Raw genomic sequence first — 24,817 nt, forward strand, 5'->3', positions numbered from 1 at the left:
TTTCAAACTTACAGCTTTCATTTAAAAATTTACATATTTCTATACAAGAAGATAATAATCATAAAAAGTCATAAAAAAATCACAACATAGATAAATGTTAAAATAGAGAATGACTCCTATCGTATAATTACTCCTCTATCCTCTTTTCAATCCCACATCGTAAAATATCTACACCGTATTTATCCCTCAGTTTCGTCACCTGTTCACTCAGTCGTCTTGACTTTTGATCTTCTTCAGCATCAAAGAGTGAGAAGGTTTTTGATTTGTGTGCAGAGATGAAATTGGAAGCGGAGATAGAGATACTGTGGATAGCGCATTGAGAGAGATTATCGATCAAAGTGAGCGTTTCTACTGCGATATTTCGCATCAAGGTTTCGCTGAAGCATCGGTCTATTGTTCTGGAGATACTAGAACTTGCACCTCTATTGTATTTAATCTTGAAATGATAGGTTGTTGGGTTTACTTCGAGTTTGAGTATCGTATGGGAGAGGTGACGTGAGAGAATAATGATTCGACGCTTGATCTCTTCACGATCCATTGTTGCGGTGAAGTTACGCGATATTCCGATTGATTTACGGTCATGATGAGGATTGATCGCTTCTTTGTCGGTTCCGTTGATTCGCCGTAATAGGTCTTGTCCAACTCTGCCCCAAGAGAGGAGAAGATGAGAGGAATTTAATAGATCACCCAGTGTTTTAATCCCATAGTCTCCTAATCGTTTAGAAAGGGCTTTACCGATACCCGGGAAATCATTGATACTCAGAGGAGATACAAACGCTTTAATTTGCTCTTTTGGGACGATAGTAATTCCGTAGGGTTTGTTAAAGTCGGTTGCCAATTTAGCGATCCATTTAGCACTAGAAGCTCCGATAGACATCGGAAGATCGAATTTCTCCAGTATCTGCATTTGTAACTGCGCTATAAACGATGGTAATTCATCCTCGTCTACCCATCCACTCAAGTCTCCCCAAAATTCATCGATACTGTATTGCTCCAAAACCGGTATTTTTGTTTGAAGAAATTTTCTGAGATTGCTAGAGAGGAGTTGATAAAAAAGATGATCTCCCTGCACTACACTTAGACTAGGACACATCTGGAGTGCTTCAGAAAGAGTGGTTCCTGTTTTTATCCCGTATGGTTTACACTCATAACTTTTTGCGATGACAACGCCATGTGCTCTGCCATCTTCGTCGATAAACTCTCTGCGCCATGCATGAGGGTCATATCCCCTCCATTGCTTCTCATGTTGAAAGAGTGCATTAAATCCCCCTACTCGTTCAGTCATAACGGTTCTTGTATCACGGGATGAAAAAATGGAGCGATCACTGCTTTTTACGACAACAACAGGTTTACCCTTGAGATACGGTGTCCGTGTTCGCTCAGCAGAGACAAAATAGCAGTCTAAATCCAGATGTATTATCACACTGCACTCCTTGTTATAGAGTCTGAAGTGTAGTGATATTTTTACGATCAGCAGCTTTTTATGTCACTACGTCACATAAAGGAAAAATTTTGAAAACTTAAATGGATTTTCGATCAAGCATTATAGATTTCAGTTCTATTTCTACCATTTTTTTTAGCTTCATACAGTGCTTTATCGGCTTTTTCAAAAAGACTTCTTTTGGTATCCTCGGCAGAGAGTTGTGCTATTCCGAAACTGAGAGTCAAATTGTCTTCTACGTAATTAAAGTGATGTAATTGAACCAATTTTTTGAGATTTTCCGCTAAATTATAAGTACCATTGATATCCGTTGAAGGCGTTAAAATTACGAATTCTTCACCTCCCCAGCGTGCAAAAATGTCTCCATGTTTAATATTATTTTCAATAAGAGCAACCAAATCTTTGAGGATAATATCACCGGCTTGGTGTCCATAGGTATCATTCACAAGTTTAAAATTATCAATATCAAAAATAATAAGGCTTAACGCCTGATCATTCAATTTTGCATTAACGATCTCTATGCTAAACATATCTTCGAAATTTTCTCGATTGTTAATTCCAGTCAAGTTATCTTTGAACGCTTTTTGCTCCAAAGTATTGGTCATTGAATAGAGTTCGTCAACTTTGTTCTTCATCGCTTTGTTGATGTTTCTGAGTTGCTGTTTTGTCTCTTCGAGTTCCGTAATATCGTGTCGAATCGCTATGTATTCTACCACATCGCCATCTACGTCCAAAATCGGAATAACCGTGGTATCAACGATGTACTGCCCACCCTCTTTTTTCATGTTGGTGACGATACCGTTCCAACTCTTTTTGGCTTTGATCGTGTCCCACAAATCTTTAAACGCTTCTCTGGGCATATCGGGGTGCCGGATGATATTATGCGGCTTTCCTACCAGTTCGTCTCTACTGTAGCCGGAAATTTCACAAAACTTATCATTGACGTAGGTGATAACCCCTTTAGAATTCGTTTTTGAGACGATATTACTCAGATCTACCGCTTTTTTATACTCGGCTAACAGATTAGAATTTTCACTTTTATAACTTTGATTATTACTAGTGATAATGTCAAAATTTATTGCTAAATCATTAGCCATTTGCAAGGTGAGTGAGTCTATTTCATTTTGCAAAGCAAATGAGAGGTTCCCATTTTCGAAAATAACCTCTTCAATAGCATTTTTGAGTTTATTAATCAACGTAAAAAGATCAGCCGTCGTTATGTTATAGTTATTTAAAAGTTGTAAAAAATCGATTTTAACTTGGCATTCAGAAACCGTTGCACGCCATTCAATCACACTGATGTAACAATCACAAAACTCATAAAAAAGATAGGTATTTTTTTCGATTATAGGTAAAGAGTGGCGATGGAGGACGTTTTGGACTTCATTTTTAGCCATCCATCTTTTAATGATTTCATTTCTATTGATCCGTAAAAAATAGGAAAATTCTTCGCTGTTTATTAACTTAATCATATAGGCTCACTTTATCAATTTCATCATTATACACTCTCTCTACTCAATGATTATACATCTTCACATAATATTCATGGACCATACGTCCGGAATCAAAAGCAGGGATAACCTCTGACATTGCATTTTTAACGATTTGCGTCCATTGATCTACGTGATCATAGTACAACGGAATAATCTCATTTTCTAAAATATCCATCATATTTTTGTTATCTTCGTTATCTTGCTCTTCGATTGGTGTAGTATGATCGATTTCAGGTATCGTAAACGCGTTGACTCCATGCTTGGCAAATTCCGGGTGCCATCCGTCATTCGTTGAAAAGTGGATAGAACCGTTCATACTCGCAGTCATACCACTGGTTCCACTCGCTTCACGTGACACACGAGGAGTGTTGAGCCAAAGATCGGAACCTTTTTTTAAAATACGGGAGAGCTCGAGCTCATACCCAACCAAAACCGCCATGTTTTTGATTCCATGACTAATGTGGATCAGTTCATTAAACGAGTTAACGGCATTGGTATCAAACGGATACGGTTTCCCCGCCCAAATCATCTGAATCGGCTTTTCAGTTCTCTCCAAAAGCTTTTTAAATCGGGCAAAATCATGTTTTAACAAACCCGGACGTTTGTATTCTGCAAAGCGTCTCGCCCAAACGATCGTCAAAATATCGGGATTAAACATTTTACCGGTTTGATCGGCGACAACGTTAAAGAGCTCTCTTTTGAGATGTTTTTTTCGACCGATAAGGGCATAATCTTCGTGTTCATCAAGCGCTGAAAGCATCCCGTTATCCGTCCAAAAACGGCGATTTTGGGCGTTGGTGATATAGGTTATTTCAGAACTTCCCTCACAGGATTGCCACATGCGATTGGCCACTTCACCGTGCATTTTGGAGACGGCATTCGTTATTTTCGAAGATCTCAATGCTCCGACGGTAAGATTAAAATTGTCTTGATTATCCATTTTCATAATAATACGAACGGTCTCTAAACTTAATCCGTTAAAAAATCCAAATTTATGGAGCAAATAAATATTGTGTTGTTCATTACCGGCGTCTTCAGGAGTATGGGTTGTAAAAACAACCCGTTTTCTGACTTCATCCATTGTCTGATATTTAGAATACAATTCATACACGAGAGGAAGAGCGTGCCCTTCGTTCATGTGAAAAATATCTATTTTTTGCTTTAGAGCTTCAAGCACTTTTACCCCACCGATACCGAGGACAACCTCTTGAGAAATACGGGTCTCTTCGTTCGCATCATACAGTTTATGGGTAATTGTACGTGCCAGAAAATCATTTTCGGGGATATCGGTAGAGAGGAGAATCATTGGGGCAGAACTAAAAATGTTCGGCGGTAAATAAAATGCTTTAATATGGACGCTTTGCGCGTGAATATTAACCGTTGTTTGAATCCCAAGATCTTCAAGAAAATAGTAATGTTTTCGAATAAATTCCGCGTCCAAAGAGCGATCTTCGTGTCGAGATTGATCGTAATAACCAAAACTCCACAAAATACCGACACCAACAACATTTTGACGGAGATCGTATGCACTGCGCATATGTGATCCTGCTAAAAATCCCAAACCGCCCGAATAAATCTTTAGAGCTTGGTGAATAGCGAATTCCATCGAAAAATAAGCAACACTGGTCGTGTACTTCGAATCAAATTCATAGTCATGTAAAATCATAGTGCTCTTCTCGTTATGGTATCTCTAATTGTATCAAGAGTTAGGCTTTTTTTTGTTTCAAAAATATTACCCCTAAAGGAGGTAACGTCAAAGTGAGCGCGTGTTGGCGTCCGTGCATCTCTTCTTCTGTCGTTATAAGTATCTCAGTGTTATCGATATTCCATCCCTCATACTCAGCTGATTGGGAGTTGAAAATTTCGACATACTCACCTGCGTCCAATGCCCCCATTTTATAATTTTCTCGGGTAGCGTCCGCAAAATTGCAGATAACATAGATATTCTCATCAGCTTTATCGCTTTTACGGACAAAGGCTAAGCAGTTATGACCGTAATCGCGATCATCAATCCACTCGAAACCTTCCCGTTTTTCATCATACAGATGCAATGCTCTCTCACTTCGATAAATGCGATTAAGTGCTGAAACCATTTTATTTAACCCCGCATGGAGAGGAAAATCCAGAAGATGCCAATCAAGGGAACGCTCAAAATTCCATTCCGCATATTGGGCGATCTCTCCCCCCATAAAAAGGAGTTTTTTACCCGGATGGGCGATCATATAGGCCAACAATGAGCGGAGGTTCGCAAATTTCTGATTGGTATCACCGGGCATTTTGTTGATGAGAGAGCCTTTCATGTGTACGACCTCATCATGACTCAGCGGGAGCATAAAATTCTCATCAAACCCGTACCACATACTAAAAGTGAGCTGATGGTGGTGGTGCTGTCGGTAGAGGGGATCATAGCTCATGTATTTGAGCGAATCGTGCATCCACCCCATGTTCCATTTGAATCCAAATCCGAGCCCTCCTACATCCACAGGTCGAGTCACCATCGGATAAGCAGTTGACTCTTCAGCGATCATGACGATATCGGGAAAGGCACCATAAAGAGAGGTATTGAGTTTTTTCAAAAACTCGATTGCTTCTAGATTCTCATTTCCTCCGTATTGGTTGGGAATCCACTCTCCCTCTTTGCGTGCGTAGTTGAGGTAGAGCATCGAGGCCACCGCATCGACACGAATACCGTCGATATGGTATTTATCAACCCAAAACATCGCAGAGCTAATCAAAAATGATTGTACTTCGTTACGCCCATAGTTAAAGATGATACTTCCCCATTCAGGATGAAACCCCTGACGCGGATCATCGTGTTCATACAAAGCAGTCCCATCGAAATTGATGAGACCGTGCATATCAACGGCAAAATGAGACGGTACCCAGTCCATAATCACCCCGATACCGTTTTGGTGAAGGGTGTCGATAAGATACATCAAATCCTGTGGTGTCCCAAATCGTGCCGTAGCGGCGAAATATCCGACAACCTGATATCCCCATGAACCGAAAAACGGATACTCGGTGAGAGGCATAAACTCGACATGGGTGTAGTTCATCTCTTTTAGATATTCTACGAGTTCGACCGCCAATTCGCGGTAAGTGAGATAACGATTACCCTCCTCTACGTGCCTACGCCATGAACCTAAATGAACTTCATAGACACTAATCGGGGCATCATGAGCATTGTGACGATAACGGCCATCCATCCACCCTTTATCGTCCCAACCGTAATTTTCAATATTCCAAACACGTGATGCCGATTTTGGCGGAAGTTCCGCATAAAATCCAAAAGGATCACTTTTATCATGGACAATGTTATGGAATTTGGAGACGATATGGTATTTATAAGTGAGTCCCTGCTCGACGCCCGCCACGAATCCTTCCCAAATCCCTGAATCATCAGCGCGTAATTTTAGAGGGTGAGAATCGGTGCTGTAATCATTAAAATCTCCCCGTACACTCACATAAGCGGCATTTGGTGCCCACACAGCAAAATAGACCCCTGCATCTCCTGAATATTCCATAGCATGCGAACCGAGTTTCTCGTAGAGTTTTGAATGTGAGCCTTGCTTAAACAGATAGATATCCATTTCACTCAAACGTGAAACTTCATAGCTCATTGGATGATTCATACTTTCCCTTTTCTCCCCTGTACGATACGATAATAGAGTGCTTCATACTCTTGTGCAGCATGATTCCAATCGAATCGTTGACTCATTGCATTACGCTGCATTTGAACAAACCCGTTGCGGTCATTGTACCATGTATGTACTGCCCACCCTACGGTATTGGTAAGCGCTTCAGGTGATGCATCATAAAACTTAAATCCCGTACCGTGTTCACCGTCGTTTTGATAGTTTTCAATCGTGTCATCAAGACCCCCCGTGGCGCGTACAATAGGGAGTGTTCCGTAGCGGAGTGAATAGATTTGATTCAAGCCGCAGGGCTCAAACAAAGAGGGCATCAAAAAGAGATCACTTCCTGCTTCGATTTGGTGGGCGAGATCGTTTCGATATCCGATAAAGCAACCAAATTTTTCGGGATACATGTTAGCGATATCACCAAAATAGTGTTCTGCCCATTTTTCCCCTGCTCCGAGCATCACGATTTGTATCTCCATCTCCAAAAGAGAATGAATAGCACTGGCAATGAGTTCAATCCCTTTTTGCTCCGCCAAACGTCCCACCAGACCGATTAAGGGAACATCGTCTCTTTGGGGAAGATTAAACGTTTGTTGAAGCGCACTTTTACATAGTGTTTTACCACCCATATCATCACACTCAAAGGTGTGAGGGATTAGAGTATCCACAGCAGGACTCCACTCTTCATAATCAACCCCGTTTAGGATACCGTGAAGTTTATAGGAGTACTTATCAATCATCCCATCTAATCCCCATCCAAATTCCGGGCTCCGTATCTCTTGGGCGTATTTACGACTTACCGTACTGATGGCGTCGGCATGTATGAGTCCCCCTTTGAGGAGATTGACGCTTCCGTGTTCTTCGAGTTCGTAATAATGTTCCCACCCGATACAGAGGAGATCCATTACCCCTTTGTAAAATTTCCCCTGATGTTGGAGATTATGGATCGTGAGCAATGAACCGGTGTGCGCAAAATCGGGATCATACGCATACAAGGTATTAAGCATCATCGGTATTGCGGCAGTATGCCAATCGTTCGCATGGATAACGTCGGGATGAAAATGGAGTTTTTTGGCTAACTGCATAATCGCACGTGAAAAGAAAATAAAGCGGTTGTCATTATCGCTAAATCCCTCTCCGTTATCGTCGTACAACCCTGCACGTCCAAAATATCCCTCATAATCGATAAAATAGATCGGTATGTCAGTACCGGGGAGCAACCCCTCGTAAACACCTGCCCACATTTCACCCATCACTCCCATCGGAACACCCAGTTCCCCTTCGAGCAGGTGCAAGCCGTATTTTTCACGATCGACGATATAGTAACGTGGCATCACAAGACGGACATCATGACCAAGAGCGCGAAGTGCTTTAGGTAACGCCCCTGCTACGTCGGCTAAACCTCCTGTTTTTGCAAACGGCACTACTTCAGACGCAGCGAGGAGAATGTTTAGCTTATCCATGAATTTCCCTCTCTTTTTCATACAGCACGCTATAGGCTATAGCACTCTCACCCCAGGAAAAGTCGCATCGCATATTGTGGTTAATAATCCGCTCAAAATATTTTTTATCTTCAAATAGCTCGCACCCTTTTTTAACTGCACCCAGAAGTGCGCGCGAGGTCGGTGTGTTGAATGTCAGCCCATATCCTGAACAACTATCTTCTTGATACGTTTCCAACCGTTTCACCGTATCGACCAATCCTCCAACACGATGGACGATAGGGAGTGCTCCATAGGAAAATGCGATCATTTGGTTTAGCCCGCACGGCTCAAACAGTGAAGGCATCAGTAAAAAATCAGCCGCAGCATAGACCTGATGGGAAAATGATTCATCATAGCCAAATGTGAGATGGATATTTTTATGATTTGCACAAAGTAGCTCAAGCGCTTTATGGTATTTCTCTTCCCCCTCCCCTAATAAAACGATGTTACACTCTAAATCAGCAATTTTTGGTAAGGCTTCGATCAAAAGATCGATCCCTTTTTGGTGGGTAAAGCGTCCGATAAATACACAGAGAGGTTTATTGACCCCTTTGAGTTTTAATTTTTTAAGCAAATCACTTTTATTGGCTTTTTTCCCTTTTGCCTCACTGTAAGGCGCTATCAAGGCTCCATCCTCTGTAGGAGAAAAATGTTCCATGTCGATTCCGTTGATGATGCCACTCAGCTTTGCATGATGAAAATGTAAAAAACCCTCTAATCCCCATCCAAACTCGTTCGTTAAAATCTCTCGAGCGTAAGTCGGGCTCACGGTGGTCACCTCATCCGCATAGGCTATTCCCGCTTTCATAAAGTTCACTCTGCCATAAAATTCCAAAGAACCCATCGTAAAATAGGTGCGATCAATCCCAATCGTTTCTAAAATAGTCGCATCAAAAATCCCTTGATAAGCTAGATTATGAATGGTATAAATCACTTTTGGCGATAGCATCGGATCTTTGTGTATCAATAATGCCGCTAGTGCGCACTGCCAATCATTAAGGTGAAGGACATCATAATGTTTTTTCTTTAGCAGCGCGGTAATCGCATACGAAAAAAGGGCGAATCGAAGGTCATTATCCTTGTATCCCGATTCAGGTGTTCCGTAGAGAAACTCTCTATCACACAATAGAGGCGAATAGATAAAATAGTATTCATACCCCTCAACATTACAACCATAAAGATCGATAGGGTATTCCACTCCCCCCATCGTTATGTTCCAGCTCTCCCCTAGAGAGACAATCCCATGTTTCTCTCTATCGATACTACGGTACAGAGGCATAACGACCGTTACGTCATAAAGGTTCTTCAATGCACGCGGCAGTGCATGTGCTACATCTGCCAACCCACCTGTTTTTGCAAAGGGATACACTTCGCTTGCAGCGAACAACACTTTTTTAACCATGTTTTTCTCCTCGTAAAAGTTTCGCGGCCAATTCCGGTGCCACCGGATTGATTAACATTTCACTACTTACTTCAAATCCACCGAATCGATAAATACGTGGCAGGATACGGATCACTAACCGATGGGCTTCACACACACCGATATCTTCCCCAAGAGGGGGTGTTGAAATCGAAAGGTTAAAGGCAAACTCACCCAATTGCAGACGCATTTTTTGGATAATAGAGAGCAGAAGGATCGAGAGTTGCTCAATAGAGTCATCGCTGAGGGTATCGATCTCACCGACACATTTTTGCGATGAAATCATTACTTCAAAAGGATAACCGCTCGCGTAGGGGCAAAAGGCACTAAATTCACCTTGTGATTCTATCATCCTAATCCTATGATTTTCTTCATCGCGGAGTATCGACTCTATCAACGCATGATGATGCAGCTCAAAATAGTCACGCTCACGGCGGTTTAGATCTCTTTGGTGTTTTGGGATTAGAGGTAATGCGATTAGCTGTGTATGGGAATGTTCCAGTGTTGCACCCGCATCAGAGCCTTCATTTTTAAACAGTGATATATAAGTAAGGCGATGGTCACGACGTAAATCTGCTACCCTTTGGCGAAGTGTTTTAAACCATGCTACACTCTCTGCATGACTCCAGTTACTCATCGAGAGATGATGCAGAGGTGTATCAATAATCACTTCATGAGCACCGAAACCATCCCAGTACGAAAAACTATCCGTATGATGCTGATGAGACGCTTCGATTGCAACCGCTTTGTAGAGGTTTGGAACGACACGACTCTGCCAACCGATAGCGTTTGCAAAGCTCTCAGAGGAACGAATCGCAAAAATCTCTTTGGGGGTCATCGCTTCGTTTCCCTCACAAAATGGACATTCTCCCTTTGTTACGCTTTCGCTCTTTTTGAGGGTAAAATCAGGCCGATGCAACCGCTCGGGAGCGATAATGACATGGGTGTCGTGTAAACGGTCATAGCGAATTTCAGACACGCGTAATCTCCAATACACCTTCAATATTTAGGGAAGACTCATAATCAAAGACAAAAGCGATACTGAGACCTTGGACACTTAGATCAAAACCTTGTTCACTTTGAGAGAGGGTTTGCAGTTGAAAATAGTAGGTTTTAAACGCTCTATCCATTCGGAAAGTGATTTTTTTCTTTAACACGGTATCAATAATCTCAAGACTTTGCAGAGGCTCGATACTTCCGCTGTGTTGTAATGGCATAGCATTGATCAACAATTTATCATAATCTGAAAAGTGGAGATTGTGTTCCATGATATAGGTATAATTGTCAAATGAGGCACTCTCTAAGGCTAATGTAAAATTGATACAATCCGAACCAAAAGAGAAGTTTTTAGTAATCCGAGCACTCGCTTTCGTATTGGCATAAATTCCTCCATCACGAACAAAGGTGAGAGTGTTTTTAGTCATTGACGATTCATAGGGCTGATTGGCAAAATCACCGTATTCGCGAAAATTACAGTGGCGAAACGTCTCAGTATCAAAACTCTCATCACTGATATGATCGACAAACGAGTTTTTCAAATACCAATCATAAATGATCGCATCACGCAGCGTATCATCAAACGAGCCACTAGCGTGGTGAATCGTATCGATCCCCTCTTCGATTGGAGCCGATTTTTCGCGTGGTGCTTCAAAGAGTCGTTTGTGATAAGCCTCTTTACGCCGAGTTAGCGTGTTTTGGTAGTTAAAGCACTTGTCCCGAACATCGAGTTCTACCATCTGTCCACCATGCGCCGCATCAAAACGGGCAATCAGCTTTGAGGTGACCGATTTGTATTTAGGGTAACCATCGAGTTCGTTGGTGTCACTGACCAATGCTTTTTTCTTACCATAGCGGATGTTTTCGCACTCGATGAGGTAGGTATACGCATTATCCCGAAGATTAGGGAGATAAAGCCCTCCAAATACCCCATGCCAGAGCGAATCATTCGTTTGGGCTTTGTGCAACGGTAATTCAAAATCTCCCTCACCTGCATGAAAGGCACGAGAGAGCTCTATGGTTCGTTTATGAAGACGGTTGGATTCTGGATATTTGACCAAAAAGTTCTTCCATGTCCCCCCTTTGAGAAACTTTACCCCCTCACGCTCGTAACGTTCCAGTCCCATCTCTTCTTTGAGTGCTTCAAGAGCCAGTGCATCATCAGCGCGCAAGCTCCACTCTCCCATCTCATAATAGGAGACATTTGGCAGATACGCAATACCGCGAGGATGATGTGATTTAAAATACTCACTAAAATGGGTCGTTTCAATCTCTTCATCCGCCAAAACTACCTGAACAAATTGTTCTAACCACCCTTTTTCATACACCCATTCGTGCGTTCCCGGCCACATACCGAATTTTTCGGCATCATCAAAAATGATCGCAGCCGAATCCTCTTTGCGGTTATACGATTTAATGGCACGAATCGCACTCTCTACATTTAAAAAGGGGATCGCATAGCGGAGTTTTTGGCTAATCGGAAACAGTCCCATCGGTACACCGCTCTCTTCGCTCATGTAATACCCATCCAACCCTTCGCTATCAAATCCTGCACATTGAAAATGGTAGTCATCCATCACGGTATAAGCAATGTCGGCTTTGTTTAAATCAGGTATTAATGCAGATTCCCAAACACGTTCTGTCAGCCATAATCCCTGTGGTTTTTGACCAAATCGTTCTTTAATCGAATCGTTCAGCCTCTCTATCTGAGCCACCCGATCCGCTGCGGGGATAACGCTCAAAATCGGTTCATAATAGCCTGCACTGAAAAATTCGATACTCCCATTGTTCGCCAGAGTAACGATTTTTTCATACAACGTCGGTCGTAACTGCTCGATTCGCTCCATCAGCCAACCGCTGCAATGGACTGAAAATTTAAAATCGGGATAACGGCTCATCACCTCAAAAAAAGGCTCATAACAGGTTTTAATCCCCATCTCAATAACCCAATCGAAATTATCCACCGGCTGATGCATATGGATACCCAATAGCAATGATGTTTTCATGTTCTCTCCTAAAGATACCAATCAGTGGCAAATTTTTCACTCATATCAATCTTCAGCGGTCCAAATCCTGGCAGGGATTGCACTGTTTTCCCCTCACTGATGAGTTCAAAGCGCAGATGAACGCTCTTTAACTTTCCGAAACTGCTTCGAGGAAGTGAAAATTCGAGTCGATTGTTAATTTTATAAGGCTCAATGCTCAGTGTCGTTTTAGATTCGTCGATTAAAACTTCTACCTTCATATCGCTTACATCACGAATATTCCCCTCACAGGCAATATAGAGGTAATTGTGATCAAACCCATAATAGAGGGTATCAATAGGACCGCGTACTCTGTCCATGGCTCCAAAAATTTTCCCCTCATCCACACTCCCAGATCCCACCCAATCAAAAAACGTACTTTTCTCTCCGTTCACTTTCGGTGAGATTGTATTGGTGGGTTTAGTCCATGCAGGTTTTTGAGACTCTTTTGAAATAATCGGGATAAAAAGATCTTGCGGAATCGGTTGGCCTAAAAGGGTGTAGATGTGAATCAGGTGTTCTCGAAAAAGTGCATCGAATTCGGCGGCAAAATCGGTATTATGATCTTCACCATACCACCAAAACCAATCACTGCATTCTGAAGCCAAAAGATGATAGTTAATTACTTCTCTCACCTCATCACTTAGTGTTGCTGAGGCAACATCGCGTTGCGTTTGAAAGATAAGTTCCCACGCACGGTTTTTTTCTCGATGTCCTACCCATGTATCAAACGTCCCGTGTATCCAACTTCCTGGTGCGAGATTCTCTAACGTACCTTGATTTCCAAGCAATGAAACTTCATCCATCGTAAGCGTTTTACACCACGAAGAAAGAGAGAGTTCATGATACAAAGAGGTGAAAAAGTCCAATCCGTTATTGTCGTAAAATTCCCATGCATTCTCCCCATCAACGATCACAAATACACTCGGATTTAGATTGGTTTTGGCAATCTGTTCGAGTTCTTTCATAAAATGGCGACTGGCATCAGCGCCTGAACGATGACGATATTCAAACCCGATTAAATCACTCAAACCATGATCACGAAACGCAATCGATACTCCATCGAAAATATAAGGCTTATAGCGTAATGAAGCTGTCTCTTGTTGAAGTGATTTATAAAGAATCGCTTCATCGGTAGCAATCCATTTGATCGCGTGATTTTTATAGATACGAAGACTCTTTTCATCGACCGCACCCTCAGCCGGCCAAAAACCTTTTGGCGCACACCCAAACGTTTTTTGATAGAGCTCAATCGAACGGGTAACATGTTCATTCGCATCTTCATAAAGAGGAAACGCCCCCTCGGGCAAATCGGTAGCAGCATTGGCACGTTTGGCATTTTGCATATCGAGTAAGACCGGTAAAATCGGATGAAAATACGGGGTCGTAGAGACAGAAACTACCCCTTTATCTTGAAGAGAAGCATAAAAAGGGAGAATCTCTTGAACAAAACTGCCTAAGGTAGAGAGCAATCCTCTCTTATCCTCAGCATCAAACCCTCTCCCTTTGAGCAATAATGCTTTCACGAGGGCATTATGAAGGCGTAAATAGTTCCCGCACCATGCAAGGATGAAAACTACTTCCAAATCAATCAACTCATCATCGCTAAAAGAAGTATGATAATAAAGCTGTGCATAACGCTCAATCGGACGAACCATTGTCTCAAACTGCATTGCGGTGATGATTTTTATGACCCATTCGCGTTGCGATTCCTCCAATTGTGAGGGGGGCATCATCCATAAAGAGAGAAAATAGTCGAATTTTAAAGGTTCACGGTAGAGTTGAAGCTGTTCTATCAGTGAAGCACTGAGATTAAACGTCGCTTTAAGATTCGGATACTCACTCAGTAGCCACGGCATCTCATAATAATCTTTAATGGCGTGTAAAAACACCCAAGGCATACGCATAACACCATCACTCCCCCGGTAATCAGGCTGATGCATGTGCCAAAAAAAGGAGAGATTGAGGGGATTCGTCTCCATTATGCTTTCGCCCATTCCTCAATTTTTGAGGTGTAGAGCTGGGTATAGTGTTCCCCTTTCTCATTGCTTTTAGCTTGAATCGTGAGATTTAAAAGATCACTATATTGATCCGGTATCATCAGTACCCAATCATTTTTATCAAGCCAAATTTTCACCCCATCAAGGGTAGAAGACTCTTTCCCTTTTGCATCTTCGAGGAATTTACGCATCATTTTTCCCTTCAATGCCTGAGTACAAGGGACTTGGATCGTTGTGTAGAAAAACTGCGGCAATGAATCAATGATCGTAGAGAGTTTAACACCATGATTTACCATCATCTCTAAAATTTTCAAGGTGGCGTACATCGAATCTCGATGAGTTGCGAATTCACTAAAAGTAAAGTTCCCCTCACCTGTCGCGATTAAATCATACGTTTTCATTTTAGATGATTTAAAATTCGCATACTGCCCTCGCTCAATGATCAGGTGATCAAAATAAACAATATCCGCAGCCCAAGTCGGTAAGAATACCCGTTTCTTCGTCCCATGTGCTTTTGCATCCATATTTAGAAGGTTTAAAACGACATACAGTGCTGTCTGTTTCGAGAGAGGTTTTCCTTCATCGCAAATAATATCAAGTCTCTGACCGTGTGGATAGAGGATAAATCCGGCATCGAGTTTAAGGGCATTAATAACCGCTCCCATATCCTCGTAAGAACGTTTTACCAACGTATTGATATTTGAAAGACGCTGCTCATCGGCATACGCATTGAACATAATATGTTCGATCCCCAAATCATTCAAAATACTCGGGAAAACTTCTGAAGCAAGTCCGTGTGTTAAATCTACCGCAATGCGACAATCGAGACATTTAAAACGGTGAGAATGGAGGATTGCTTCCATCCCTTTTTTATATTCATTATATTCACGTTTATGATCGAGTTCATGAATTTGTCCGATTTGTGAATAATCAACCCGTCTAAAGTTCTCTTTAAAAAAAGCTTTTTCCACTTTTTTAGCAACATCATTATTAATACGAAGGGCTTCTTGGTTATAGAAGGTAATGACGGTACTGGTCGGATCATCGATCTTTTGGTGAAAATGGACTCCGGCAGTGTATTTATCATGAAATGAGAGACTACAACGCATCACGGCTGAGGGGATAGCATTATAATCAACAACATCGACTCCTGCTGAGAGAAGACCCCCTAAAAATGCCCGTTTCAACATCCGCGAGCTTTTATCGTAATGGCGTGAAACTAAAACCGTCGATCCGATCGGTAACTGCGATCCAAATGCTTCTGCGAGCTTGGTCGCCATTTCACACGAGAGCTCAATGTTTGATTTACCAATAACCATTCCGTCTTCAAAAATGGAATTTTTATATTTGCTCCCCAAAATTACACTTCGACTGACGATAGCTGCATCTTCGATCACTTTATTCGGCCAAATGGTTACATCTTTTTCGATCGTAACCAACTCTCCGATTTCGCACCCTTGCGCTAAAATCAATCCCGATTTAGCGGTAACATTTTTACCGATACGGTTGTTACAACAGATAACGCATCCATCGAGTTTAGCATTTTTACCGATCTCTACATCATCCCAGATAACCGTGTTGGCCACCTTCGAAGAGCTCCCAATTGTTACGTTGTTACCGATAACGACATTGCTGAGTTTAGAGCCTTTTTTAACCACGACATCTTTACCGATCACAACGATCCCCACCACTTCGACACTATCATCGAGAGTATTGTCTTCTTCACAAATCAATACACCATCGGGATATTTGACCGCTTCGCCACCGATGTTAAATTTGATTTTACCGGCAAGAATATCTTCATAAACATCGCGATAACTTTCAGGATTACCGACATCGCGCCAATACCCACTGGCGTATCCTGCTATCAAATCAATCCCTTGACGCATTAAAAGAGGAAATAAGTCTTTAGCGAAATCAAAATTTTCATTTTTCGGAATGTATTCTAAAATCTCAGGTTCGATGATGTATATTCCCGTATTTATCGTATCACTAAATACTTCACCCCAGCTCGGTTTTTCCAGGAACTTTTCAATTTTTCCCTCTTCGTTCGCGATAACTACTCCAAATTCGAGAGGATTTTCAACCGAGGTTAACGTAATGGTTAATTTTGAGTTTTTGGCTTTGTGGTAATCAAAAATCTGTTGAAAATCAAAATCGGTTACCAAGTCCCCGCTAATGATAATAAAGTTTTCATCTCCGATAAGTTCTTGGGCTTTTTTAACCGCACCGGCAGTCCCATAATCATCATCAGGGACAACATAGGTGATATTGATCCCCCATGCACTTCCGTCTTTGAAATAATCTTTGATGGTGTCAGGTTTAAAGTAAAGCAGAATAATAAACTCAGTGATCCCTAAATCTCTGAGACTCACGATGGTATGTTCCATCATCGGACGATTCATAATCGGTAACATAGGTTTAGGAATAGAATTTGTAAGAGGTTGTATCCGTGTACCGAATCCACCTGCCATAACCACTGCTTTCATTAAGCTCCTTTTGTAATCATTTATTGATTATTGTAATGCTTGTGTTTAATCATAACATTTTTTGAATACAATTTCTCACATTACCGATAGAAGAGTTATTAACCCTCTCTATTATGTCAGATTACAACACGGTAATCTTCTCTACAATGGTTAAAGATTAATCAATATACCGTACTATAAACTCGATACAATGGCGATAAGAAAACACTAAAAGAGTATTTATGAGCGAACTATCAAATCTATGTGATGTGATTATATTCGGCGGACACGGCGATCTTGCGTTTCGTAAGCTAATGCCGGCGTTATACCATCTCTGTAATGACGGCTATCTAAACCACAGCAGTCGTATCCTCTCGACAACAAGAGCCTCAATAACTCAAGAAGAACACATTGCCCTAGTAAAAGTAAAACTCCAAGAGTTTTTGGCTCTCGGGCAGTTTGATGAAACAAAATTTGAGACCTTTAAAGAACGTCTCCAAGTGGTCACTCTCGATTTAGGTAAAGAAGAGAGCTATAGTGAACTCAATACCCTGCTAGGTGAGCATCCCGATCGCGATCGGATCAGCTATCTCTCTACCTCACCCGATTTTTTCGGTGCTATCTGCAAAGCATTGAGTGGTTGGAATCTCATCACCCCTCAAAGCCGTGTTGTTTTGGAAAAACCGATTGGACGCGATTTGGACTCCTCTCGGGCGATCAATGTCGAAGTGTTGAAATATTTCGAAGAATCACAGGTTTATCGTATCGATCACTATTTGGGTAAAGATACCGTCCAAAATATTATGGCGTTACGTTTTTCCAACCGTATTTTTATGCCGCTATGGGATGCGAGTAATATCGATCATGTCCAAATCACCGTTGCTGAAGCGGTAGGAGTTGAGGGGAGATGGGGATATTATGATGATTACGGCGCAATGCGAGATATGATCCAAAACCACCTTATGCAGCTATTATGCCTTATCGCTATGGAGCCTCCATGTTCGCTCGAAGCGGACAGTGTGAGGGATGAAAAGGTAAAAGTACTCCGATCACTCCGTCCGATGAGTGCTGCGGATATTCAGCTCAAAACCGTACGTGCCCAATACACCAAAGGTTCCAGCAACGGTGAAATCGTCCCTGGATATAAAGAGGGAGAGGGTGTAGAGCACAGCAATACCGAAACCTATGCGGCGATTCGTGTCGATATCGATAACTGGCGCTGGAACGGCGTACCCTTTTATCTTCGAAGCGGTAAACGGATGCGAAGCCGAAATTCGGAAATCGTTATCCATTTCAAATCGATCCCCTACTCTATTTTTGCCAATAAAGGGAGCTGTATTTCCGAAAACAAACTGGTTATCTCACTACAGCCTAAAGAGAGTATCGAGCTAAAACTCATGAACAAAATTCCTGGTCTTAGCGAGCAAATGCGATTGCAACAGGTCGATTTAGAACTCAATTCTCCGATGAATGAAGAGCGCAAACCTGAGGCGTATGAGCGATTAATGCTCGATGTTATCCGCAGTAATCCAACCCTCTTTATGCGACTCGATGAGGTCGAAGCGGCGTGGAAATGGGCCGATATCATTTTACAAGGGTGGCATGAGAACATCATCCCGATGAAAAGCTATCAAGCAGGAACCGATGGCCCTACGGCTGCGGTTGAATTGATCGCACGCGATAGCAGAAGCTGGCATGATGAGTAATCTCCATCTTCACCGATTTGAGAGTGATGATCTCCTAGCTGCATCTTTGGCTGATGCCATCGCTGAAAATCTACGAGATGCCCTCTCACAAAAAGGGACTGCATCACTGATCGTATCAGGGGGAAGCACTCCCAAAAAACTCTTTCATGCCCTCAGTCAGATAGATATTGACTGGGAAAATGTCAAAATTGGCTTGTGTGATGAGCGCTGGGTCGGAGCAGACCATATCGATAGCAATGAGAAACTGGTGCGAGAAAATCTCATGGTAGGGCATGCGTCCAAAGCCACTTTTATCGGGATGTTTATCGAGGGAGCTGAAGCAGACGATGCCCAAAGCGCTTGTACTCAAAACATCAAAGCATCATTGTTCCCTTTTGATGTGATCGTTTTAGGGATGGGAGAGGATGCCCATACCGCCTCTCTCTTTCCCCATAATCCAAAACTCCAAGAGGCGTATGAGAGCCATGAGCTTTGTATTTCGATTGAGCCCTCTACGGCTCCACATTTAAGAATGAGTTTAACACGGAGTGCTATACTCTCTGCAAAGCATCTCTATCTCCATTTTCAAGGGGATAAAAAGGGTGAACTCTATCATCAAGCACTTGAGGGTAACGATACTTTTGAGATGCCGATTCGCTCTATTCTCCATCAACCATACACACCTATAGAGGTATACACCGCATGAATCCGATCATCCAACGTGTCACGGAACAGATACGAGAACGTTCACTTCATACCAGAGCTCTTTACTTACAACGTCTAGGAAAGGCAAAAACACACGGTGTCAACCGTCAAAAGCTAGGTTGCAGTAACCTCGCCCATGCGATGGCTCCTATGGACGATGCGGGAAAAACATCCCTCTCACAACTGCATAACCCTAACATCGCAATTGTCACCGCTTACAACGACATGCTCTCCGCACATGAGCCCTATAAACTCTACCCTAGCCTCATTAAACGTACCCTCGCCGACGCGGGAGCGACGTGCCAAGTCGCCGGTGGAGTTCCTGCCATGTGCGATGGAGTGACGCAATCTCAGCCGGGAATGGAGCTGAGCCTCTTTAGCCGTGACAATATCGCAATGGGGACCGCTATCGCCCTCTCGCATAATGTTTATGACGGCGCTCTTTATCTTGGGATATGCGATAAAATCGTACCGGGTCTCGTGATCGGAGCACTAACTTTCGGTCATCTTCCGGCTGTATTTATACCAGCCGGACCGATGCCATCAGGGATCAGCAACGCTGAAAAAGCCCACATTCGCCAAGAGTTTGCCAAAGGAAACATCACCGAAGATGCCCTCTTAAAAGCTGAAGCCGCATCGTATCACAGCAGTGGAACCTGTACCTTTTACGGTACGGCAAACTCCAACCAAATGCTGTTAGAGATGATGGGACTTCAACTCCCGAACAGCTCTTTTGTCAACACCAACACACCGCTACGTGAGGCTCTTACCGCTGAAGCGGCAAAGCGAATTTTAACCATGACAGAGATCAGCGGAGATTACAAACCCATCGGGGAGATGATCGATGAGCGCAGTTTCGTCAATGCGATCATCGGGCTTATGGCGACAGGAGGCTCTACCAACCATACCCTCCACCTCATCGCTATGGCAAAAGCCGCTGGGATACATCTCACATGGGATGATTTCGATCAACTCTCAAAAGTTACCCCTTTGCTGTGCCGTATGTATCCTAACGGAAATGCCGATGTCAATGCGTTTAGAGATGCGGGGGGTATGTCGGTCGTGATCCATCAGCTCCTCAATGCCGGGTTAGCGCATAATGATGTTGAGACAATTATGGGGCGTGGACTGGATCGCTATAGCGTTGAACCCACCCTTTCTGAATCTGGATTTGCGTTTATTTCAGGGCCTCACCTCTCACGTGATACCTCAGTGATTTCGAGCGCCGAAACACCATTTAGTCCTGAGGGGGGTCTTAAACTTCTCGTGGGTAATATCGGGCGAAGCGTTATTAAAACCTCCGCGCTCAAAGACAAAAATCTGATCATCGAAGCCGAAGCGATCGTATTTGATTCCCAAGAAGCACTCCAAGAGGCATTTAAACGAGGAGAACTGGAGCGAGACTTTATCGCCGTTGTCCGTTTTCAGGGACCTCGTGCCAACGGTATGCCGGAACTTCACGGCCTCATGCCTCCTCTGGGTGTTTTACAAGAGAGAGGGTTTAATGTTGCTATCATCACCGATGGACGTATGTCGGGGGCCTCAGGTAAAGTTGCCTCAGCCATCCACATGAGTCCTGAAGCCTCTCGCGGAGGGGTATTGGCAAAAATCAACAGCGGTGATAAAATTCGATTTGATGTTCAAAAAGGGGAAATTACCCTTTTGGTTGATCCAAAAATATTAGAGGAACGATCACGACATGTAGCTGATATGGAACATAACCGCTACGGATTTGGTCGGGAACTCTTTAGTGCGATCCGATCTTCGGTCAAAAGCGCTGAAGAGGGAGCCGGAATTTTTGAGTCCATTGGAGAAGAGCGCGCATGAATAGTTATGATGTAATGAATATCTCCCCTATCGTTCCGGTGATTGCCATCGACAATGCTGATGATGCATTGAGCCTCGCTGAAGCGTTGCTAGAGGGGGGAGTTGGCCTTATGGAGATCACTCTTCGCACCGAAGCGGGATTGAGAGCGATCGAAATTATTGCCAAAGAGTATCCGCAGATGGCGGTGGGCGCGGGAACGGTAATCAACCGAGCAGGATTTAAAAGCGCAGTCGATCACGGTGCACAGTTTGTCTTTAGTCCGGGAATTAACCAAGAGATCATGGATGCCTCATCTGAACTTAATACCCCTCTAATCCTCGGTGTCGCTACTGCATCTGAGGTGATGTTCGCTCTTAACAACGGATTTGAATACTGTAAACTCTTTCCGGCAACCGCCGTCGGAGGGGTCGATACACTAAACGCTCTCTACGGTCCATTTCCGAGTATGCGTTTTTGTCCTACCGGAGGGATCAATTTTAACAATATCAACGACTTTTTAAAACTCCCCAATGTACTGTGTGCGGGGGGAAGTTGGATCGTTCCTAAGCAATCCTTGCACGTGAAAGATTTTAAACATATTACACACCTTTGCAACGAAGCCATTGCTCACATACATAATAATCGATAAAATAGGTCCCTAATGCATTCAGAACAACTCAACGCTTTACTCGAAAAACACTACCTTTCAATTGATTCGATCATCCTCTCTCGCCAAGACGCTATCACAGGTCTTTTACCTGCGAGTACAGCGATAACCGCTCATGGTGATTATACCGATGCGTGGGTGAGAGATAATGTTTACAGTATCCTATCGGTTTGGGGACTCTCTCTCTCGTATCGCAAACACAACCCTGATGATGTACGCAGTTATACCCTCAGCCAAAGCGTCGTTAAACTGATGCGCGGTCTGTTAATGGCGATGATGCGCCAATCCAATCGTGTAGAGACCTTCAAAACCACCCTTAATCCCACCGATGCTCTCCATGCCAAATATGGAACCTCTAGCGGTTTAGCGGTTGTCGGAGATGATGAATGGGGGCATTTACAGCTTGACGCGACCTCTTTGTACCTTTTAATGATGGCGCAAATGATTGCTTCAGGACTAAAGCTCATTTACACCATGGATGAAGTCAATTTTGTTCAAAACCTCGTCCATTACATAAGCCACACCTATTGCACTGCCGATTACGGTATTTGGGAGAGAGGAAACAAGATCAACCATGGGACGACTGAGATCAACTGCAGTTCAGTCGGTATGGCAAAAGCAGCGTTGGAAGCGATGAGCGGATTCAACCTTTTTGGAAATGTTGCGAGTCATGAGGGGATCATTCACGTTATCCCAAGCGACATTGCACGCTCACGCTTTACCCTGCACGGATTACTCCCGCGTGAATCAAACTCAAAAGAGACCGATGCCGCCTTGCTGAGTATTATAGGCTACCCCGCTTATGCCATCGAGGATGAATCACTCATCGACCGGACACGCCACAAAATCATCAAAAAACTAGCAGGGAACTACGGATGCAAACGATTTTTACTCGATGGACATCAAAGCAGTATTGAAGACCCTTCACGTCTTCACTACGAACCCTCCGAATTACGTGAATTTGCCGATATAGAGTCCGAATGGCCCCTCTTTTTCACCTATCTTCTCTTAGATGCCCACATGCGTGAAGATGCTCAAGAGGTAGAAGTATGGCGAGAGAAACTCGAACCCCTATTTGTAGATCACCATGGACAAAAACTCTTGCCTGAGCTCTACCTCGTCCCCAAAGAGCTGATCGATGCCGAAAAAGAGAATCCAAAAAGTCAACTGAGAATTCCCAATGAAAATATCCCTCTCGTTTGGGCGCAGAGCCTTTTTATCCTTAGTGACCTTATCCAAGATTCTCTCCTTCATCCTCACGATATCGATCCGTTGTGTCGACGCGAACGGATCGCACTAAAGAGGACCGTACACCCACTCGTTACCCTGATCGCGGAAAATGAGACGGTCAAAGAAAAACTTCTCGATAACGGAATCTACAGCGAAACCCTCGAAGAGTTGCACCCGATACAAGTGATGCACGCAACAGAGCTCTCTAAAATCCATACCCTTCTGGGGAGAAACACAAAACTAGGACTAAGCGGCCGTCCGATGATGGCCGCTAGAACCATCACCACGGCACGTCTCCACCTCGTTGAGCAACAAGAAATTGTATTTCTTCCTTACTATTTCAATCCAAAAGGGTTCTATTTCAATTATGACAATACCCTATTGGTGAAACGTTTTCGTTCATCATTGAAATTTCTCGCGACCCATTGGGATCAGAACGGTCAACCTCTCCTCCCGTTTCTTGTACGTGAAGATATGCTGAGCGATAACCAAAAAGAGGTTATTTTTCAACTCCTCTATGATTTGCAAAAAGAATCATGTAACGCGATAACGATTAAAACAGGATCATTAAAGCAGATTTTATCCAATGCCAGTATTGAGAGGATCGATAATATCCATGAAGCGCAGCTGCAAAACCTGAATCTTCATCACCTAGGTAAAGAAGATTTCGCCCATCCCTACTCCAATATTATCGAACACCATTATGAATCGGTAGCGCTCAAACAAGATTGGAATAATGTCCGTAGATTTGCGGAAGTTTTGGGCAAATATGATAATAAACTCGAAGATGCTCTGCTGGATATTATCATCCACCAAAAACGCCTTGCTATCGGAAGAGCTTACAGTGAAAAAGCGACTTTTTCAAATCCACTCAAAAATGCTACTATCGTAGAGATCATCAACGAATCGTGCGGAAACAATGCGGCTGAGGGGGTCTTAACCCAAGAGATTATGATCTATTTGGGAGAACTGATTCAGGTAGAGCCAGAGCTCTTTACCAACATGCTCACCCTTCGTACCTGGTATTTTGTTCAGCTTCTCGTCGGTCAAATTATCCGAGAAAGAGAACTCTCTATTGCCGATGCGTACGAGCATCTGATTTCTCTTGCACCGCATGATATTTATGAGCGGATACATTCGATTTTGCGCTCTTTTTCCCTCGAAGTATCGCAACTAAACTCCCAAGAAAACCTCAATGCCTCAGGGGTGTCATTACTTAATGCTACGCCGCTCCAATCCCCTTTTAGCACCTCTTTGCACAACGATGATTGGCTAGAATGGCGAGTTTTAGAGGGAATGATCAGCAGAGTTTCTAACGATTTCTATAAAGACGTATGGCATCTTTTGCGTCAATGTAACGGGCTGGTAATCGGGGACAAATACAGTTTACAAAGTCGTATTGGCTCAGAACTCACCCTAGATTCTACCGCAGGTGAACAGAGCTTTGCCCACCGCGTTGATGATCTTTTACAAAGTATCGAAGCACCTGAGTACCGACAGCTGAACATCGAAGTGATCAAATCCCTCTCGAAACTCTCCAAACAAATGCCCGATCTTCAGATCAAGAACGACTTGGTTCTGGATGTCCTCATCGGTCATGCGGTTCGTATCGGATGGAAACAACAACACCCTCATGAAGAAAATTATGATGATTCCCGTGGTGCTGCATGGGAAGCGATGTATACGTATCCTCCTGAAAAAACGGCTGAATTGTTTATTGAAGCCTTAATGTATTTATTATCCCCACAATAAAGGT

At 43.1% G+C, this 24,817-nt stretch carries 15 protein-coding genes; 5 read left to right on the forward strand and 10 right to left on the reverse strand.

The features are described from left to right. Positions 1 to 127: 127 nt before the first annotated feature. The 10 genes from PHR02_RS06110 to PHR02_RS06155 all read right to left on the reverse strand — a co-directional run bounded on the left by PHR02_RS06110 (position 128) and on the right by PHR02_RS06155 (position 16,988). Positions 128 to 1,423, reverse strand: coding sequence for a DNA polymerase IV (locus PHR02_RS06110; protein ID WP_299990242.1), 1,296 nt, complete (start codon positions 1,421 to 1,423; stop codon positions 128 to 130). 113 nt (positions 1,424 to 1,536) lie between these two features. Then, positions 1,537 to 2,913 carry a sensor domain-containing diguanylate cyclase gene (locus tag PHR02_RS06115; RefSeq protein WP_299990244.1) on the reverse strand — a complete coding sequence of 459 codons (1,377 nt, stop codon included), beginning with the start codon at positions 2,911 to 2,913 and terminating at the stop codon, positions 1,537 to 1,539. A gap of 43 nt (positions 2,914 to 2,956) precedes the next feature. Then, on the reverse strand, positions 2,957 to 4,600 hold the full coding sequence (gene glgP, locus PHR02_RS06120) for an alpha-glucan family phosphorylase (protein ID WP_299990246.1): 1,644 nt from the start codon (positions 4,598 to 4,600) through the stop codon (positions 2,957 to 2,959). 40 nt (positions 4,601 to 4,640) lie between these two features. After that, positions 4,641 to 6,566 carry a 1,4-alpha-glucan branching protein GlgB gene (gene glgB / locus PHR02_RS06125; RefSeq protein ID WP_299990248.1) on the reverse strand — a complete coding sequence of 642 codons (1,926 nt, stop codon included), beginning with the start codon at positions 6,564 to 6,566 and terminating at the stop codon, positions 4,641 to 4,643. Beyond that, positions 6,563 to 8,038 (reverse strand): glycogen synthase GlgA, encoded by a 1,476-nt coding sequence (gene glgA, locus PHR02_RS06130; RefSeq protein ID WP_299990249.1) that lies wholly within the window; start codon positions 8,036 to 8,038, stop codon positions 6,563 to 6,565. Before glgA ends, glgB begins: the two co-directional genes overlap by 4 nt. After that, positions 8,031 to 9,461, reverse strand: coding sequence for a glycogen/starch synthase (locus PHR02_RS06135; RefSeq protein ID WP_299990250.1), 1,431 nt, complete (start codon positions 9,459 to 9,461; stop codon positions 8,031 to 8,033). The genes glgA and PHR02_RS06135 overlap by 8 nt, the downstream gene beginning before the upstream one ends. Then, complete coding sequence (locus tag PHR02_RS06140; protein WP_299990252.1) at positions 9,454 to 10,458, reverse strand: UTP--glucose-1-phosphate uridylyltransferase; 1,005 nt, start codon at positions 10,456 to 10,458, stop codon at positions 9,454 to 9,456. Before PHR02_RS06140 ends, PHR02_RS06135 begins: the two co-directional genes overlap by 8 nt. Beyond that, positions 10,451 to 12,481, reverse strand: a complete 2,031-nt coding sequence (locus PHR02_RS06145) for an alpha-amylase/4-alpha-glucanotransferase domain-containing protein (RefSeq protein WP_299990254.1) — start codon at positions 12,479 to 12,481, stop codon at positions 10,451 to 10,453. The genes PHR02_RS06140 and PHR02_RS06145 overlap by 8 nt, the downstream gene beginning before the upstream one ends. An 8-nt stretch (positions 12,482 to 12,489) precedes the next feature. Next, complete coding sequence (locus PHR02_RS06150) at positions 12,490 to 14,496, reverse strand: glycoside hydrolase family 57 protein (protein WP_299990256.1); 2,007 nt, start codon at positions 14,494 to 14,496, stop codon at positions 12,490 to 12,492. After that, positions 14,481 to 16,988, reverse strand: a complete 2,508-nt coding sequence (locus PHR02_RS06155) for a sugar phosphate nucleotidyltransferase (protein WP_299990258.1) — start codon at positions 16,986 to 16,988, stop codon at positions 14,481 to 14,483. The genes PHR02_RS06150 and PHR02_RS06155 overlap by 16 nt, the downstream gene beginning before the upstream one ends. 221 nt (positions 16,989 to 17,209) lie before the next feature. On the opposite strand from PHR02_RS06155, the gene zwf reads away from it, so the two are divergent. Genes zwf through PHR02_RS06180 form a run of 5 tightly spaced genes read left to right on the forward strand, consistent with a single transcriptional unit; the run spans position 17,210 to position 24,813 of the window. Continuing rightward, complete coding sequence (gene zwf, locus PHR02_RS06160; RefSeq protein WP_299990260.1) at positions 17,210 to 18,673, forward strand: glucose-6-phosphate dehydrogenase; 1,464 nt, start codon at positions 17,210 to 17,212, stop codon at positions 18,671 to 18,673. Next, positions 18,663 to 19,358 carry a 6-phosphogluconolactonase gene (gene pgl / locus PHR02_RS06165; RefSeq protein WP_299990262.1) on the forward strand — a complete coding sequence of 232 codons (696 nt, stop codon included), beginning with the start codon at positions 18,663 to 18,665 and terminating at the stop codon, positions 19,356 to 19,358. The genes zwf and pgl overlap by 11 nt, the downstream gene beginning before the upstream one ends. Further along, positions 19,355 to 21,184: a phosphogluconate dehydratase gene (gene edd / locus PHR02_RS06170; protein ID WP_299990264.1), complete on the forward strand. Its 1,830-nt coding sequence runs from the start codon at positions 19,355 to 19,357 to the stop codon at positions 21,182 to 21,184. The genes pgl and edd overlap by 4 nt, the downstream gene beginning before the upstream one ends. Beyond that, positions 21,181 to 21,813 (forward strand): bifunctional 4-hydroxy-2-oxoglutarate aldolase/2-dehydro-3-deoxy-phosphogluconate aldolase, encoded by a 633-nt coding sequence (eda, locus tag PHR02_RS06175; RefSeq protein ID WP_299990266.1) that lies wholly within the window; start codon positions 21,181 to 21,183, stop codon positions 21,811 to 21,813. Before edd ends, eda begins: the two co-directional genes overlap by 4 nt. 12 nt (positions 21,814 to 21,825) lie before the next feature. Beyond that, positions 21,826 to 24,813: a glycoside hydrolase family 15 protein gene (locus tag PHR02_RS06180; RefSeq protein ID WP_299990268.1), complete on the forward strand. Its 2,988-nt coding sequence runs from the start codon at positions 21,826 to 21,828 to the stop codon at positions 24,811 to 24,813. Positions 24,814 to 24,817 lie beyond the last annotated feature (4 nt).

Origin of the sequence: Sulfuricurvum sp. (assembly GCF_028688295.1) — a bacterium.
Lineage (GTDB): Bacteria > Campylobacterota > Campylobacteria > Campylobacterales > Sulfurimonadaceae > Sulfuricurvum.

Coding starts and splice junctions, on each gene's coding strand:
- PHR02_RS06115 (WP_299990244.1), bottom strand. CDS start 2,913: ATGATTAAGTTAATAAACAGCGAAGAATTTTCCTATTTTTTACGGATC.
- glgP (WP_299990246.1), bottom strand. CDS start 4,600: ATGATTTTACATGACTATGAATTTGATTCGAAGTACACGACCAGTGTT.
- glgB (WP_299990248.1), bottom strand. CDS start 6,566: ATGAATCATCCAATGAGCTATGAAGTTTCACGTTTGAGTGAAATGGAT.
- glgA (WP_299990249.1), bottom strand. CDS start 8,038: ATGGATAAGCTAAACATTCTCCTCGCTGCGTCTGAAGTAGTGCCGTTT.
- PHR02_RS06135 (WP_299990250.1), bottom strand. CDS start 9,461: ATGGTTAAAAAAGTGTTGTTCGCTGCAAGCGAAGTGTATCCCTTTGCA.
- PHR02_RS06145 (WP_299990254.1), bottom strand. CDS start 12,481: ATGAAAACATCATTGCTATTGGGTATCCATATGCATCAGCCGGTGGAT.
- PHR02_RS06150 (WP_299990256.1), bottom strand. CDS start 14,496: ATGGGCGAAAGCATAATGGAGACGAATCCCCTCAATCTCTCCTTTTTT.
- PHR02_RS06155 (WP_299990258.1), bottom strand. CDS start 16,988: ATGAAAGCAGTGGTTATGGCAGGTGGATTCGGTACACGGATACAACCT.
- zwf (WP_299990260.1), top strand. CDS start 17,210: ATGAGCGAACTATCAAATCTATGTGATGTGATTATATTCGGCGGACAC.
- pgl (WP_299990262.1), top strand. CDS start 18,663: ATGATGAGTAATCTCCATCTTCACCGATTTGAGAGTGATGATCTCCTA.
- edd (WP_299990264.1), top strand. CDS start 19,355: ATGAATCCGATCATCCAACGTGTCACGGAACAGATACGAGAACGTTCA.
- eda (WP_299990266.1), top strand. CDS start 21,181: ATGAATAGTTATGATGTAATGAATATCTCCCCTATCGTTCCGGTGATT.
- PHR02_RS06180 (WP_299990268.1), top strand. CDS start 21,826: ATGCATTCAGAACAACTCAACGCTTTACTCGAAAAACACTACCTTTCA.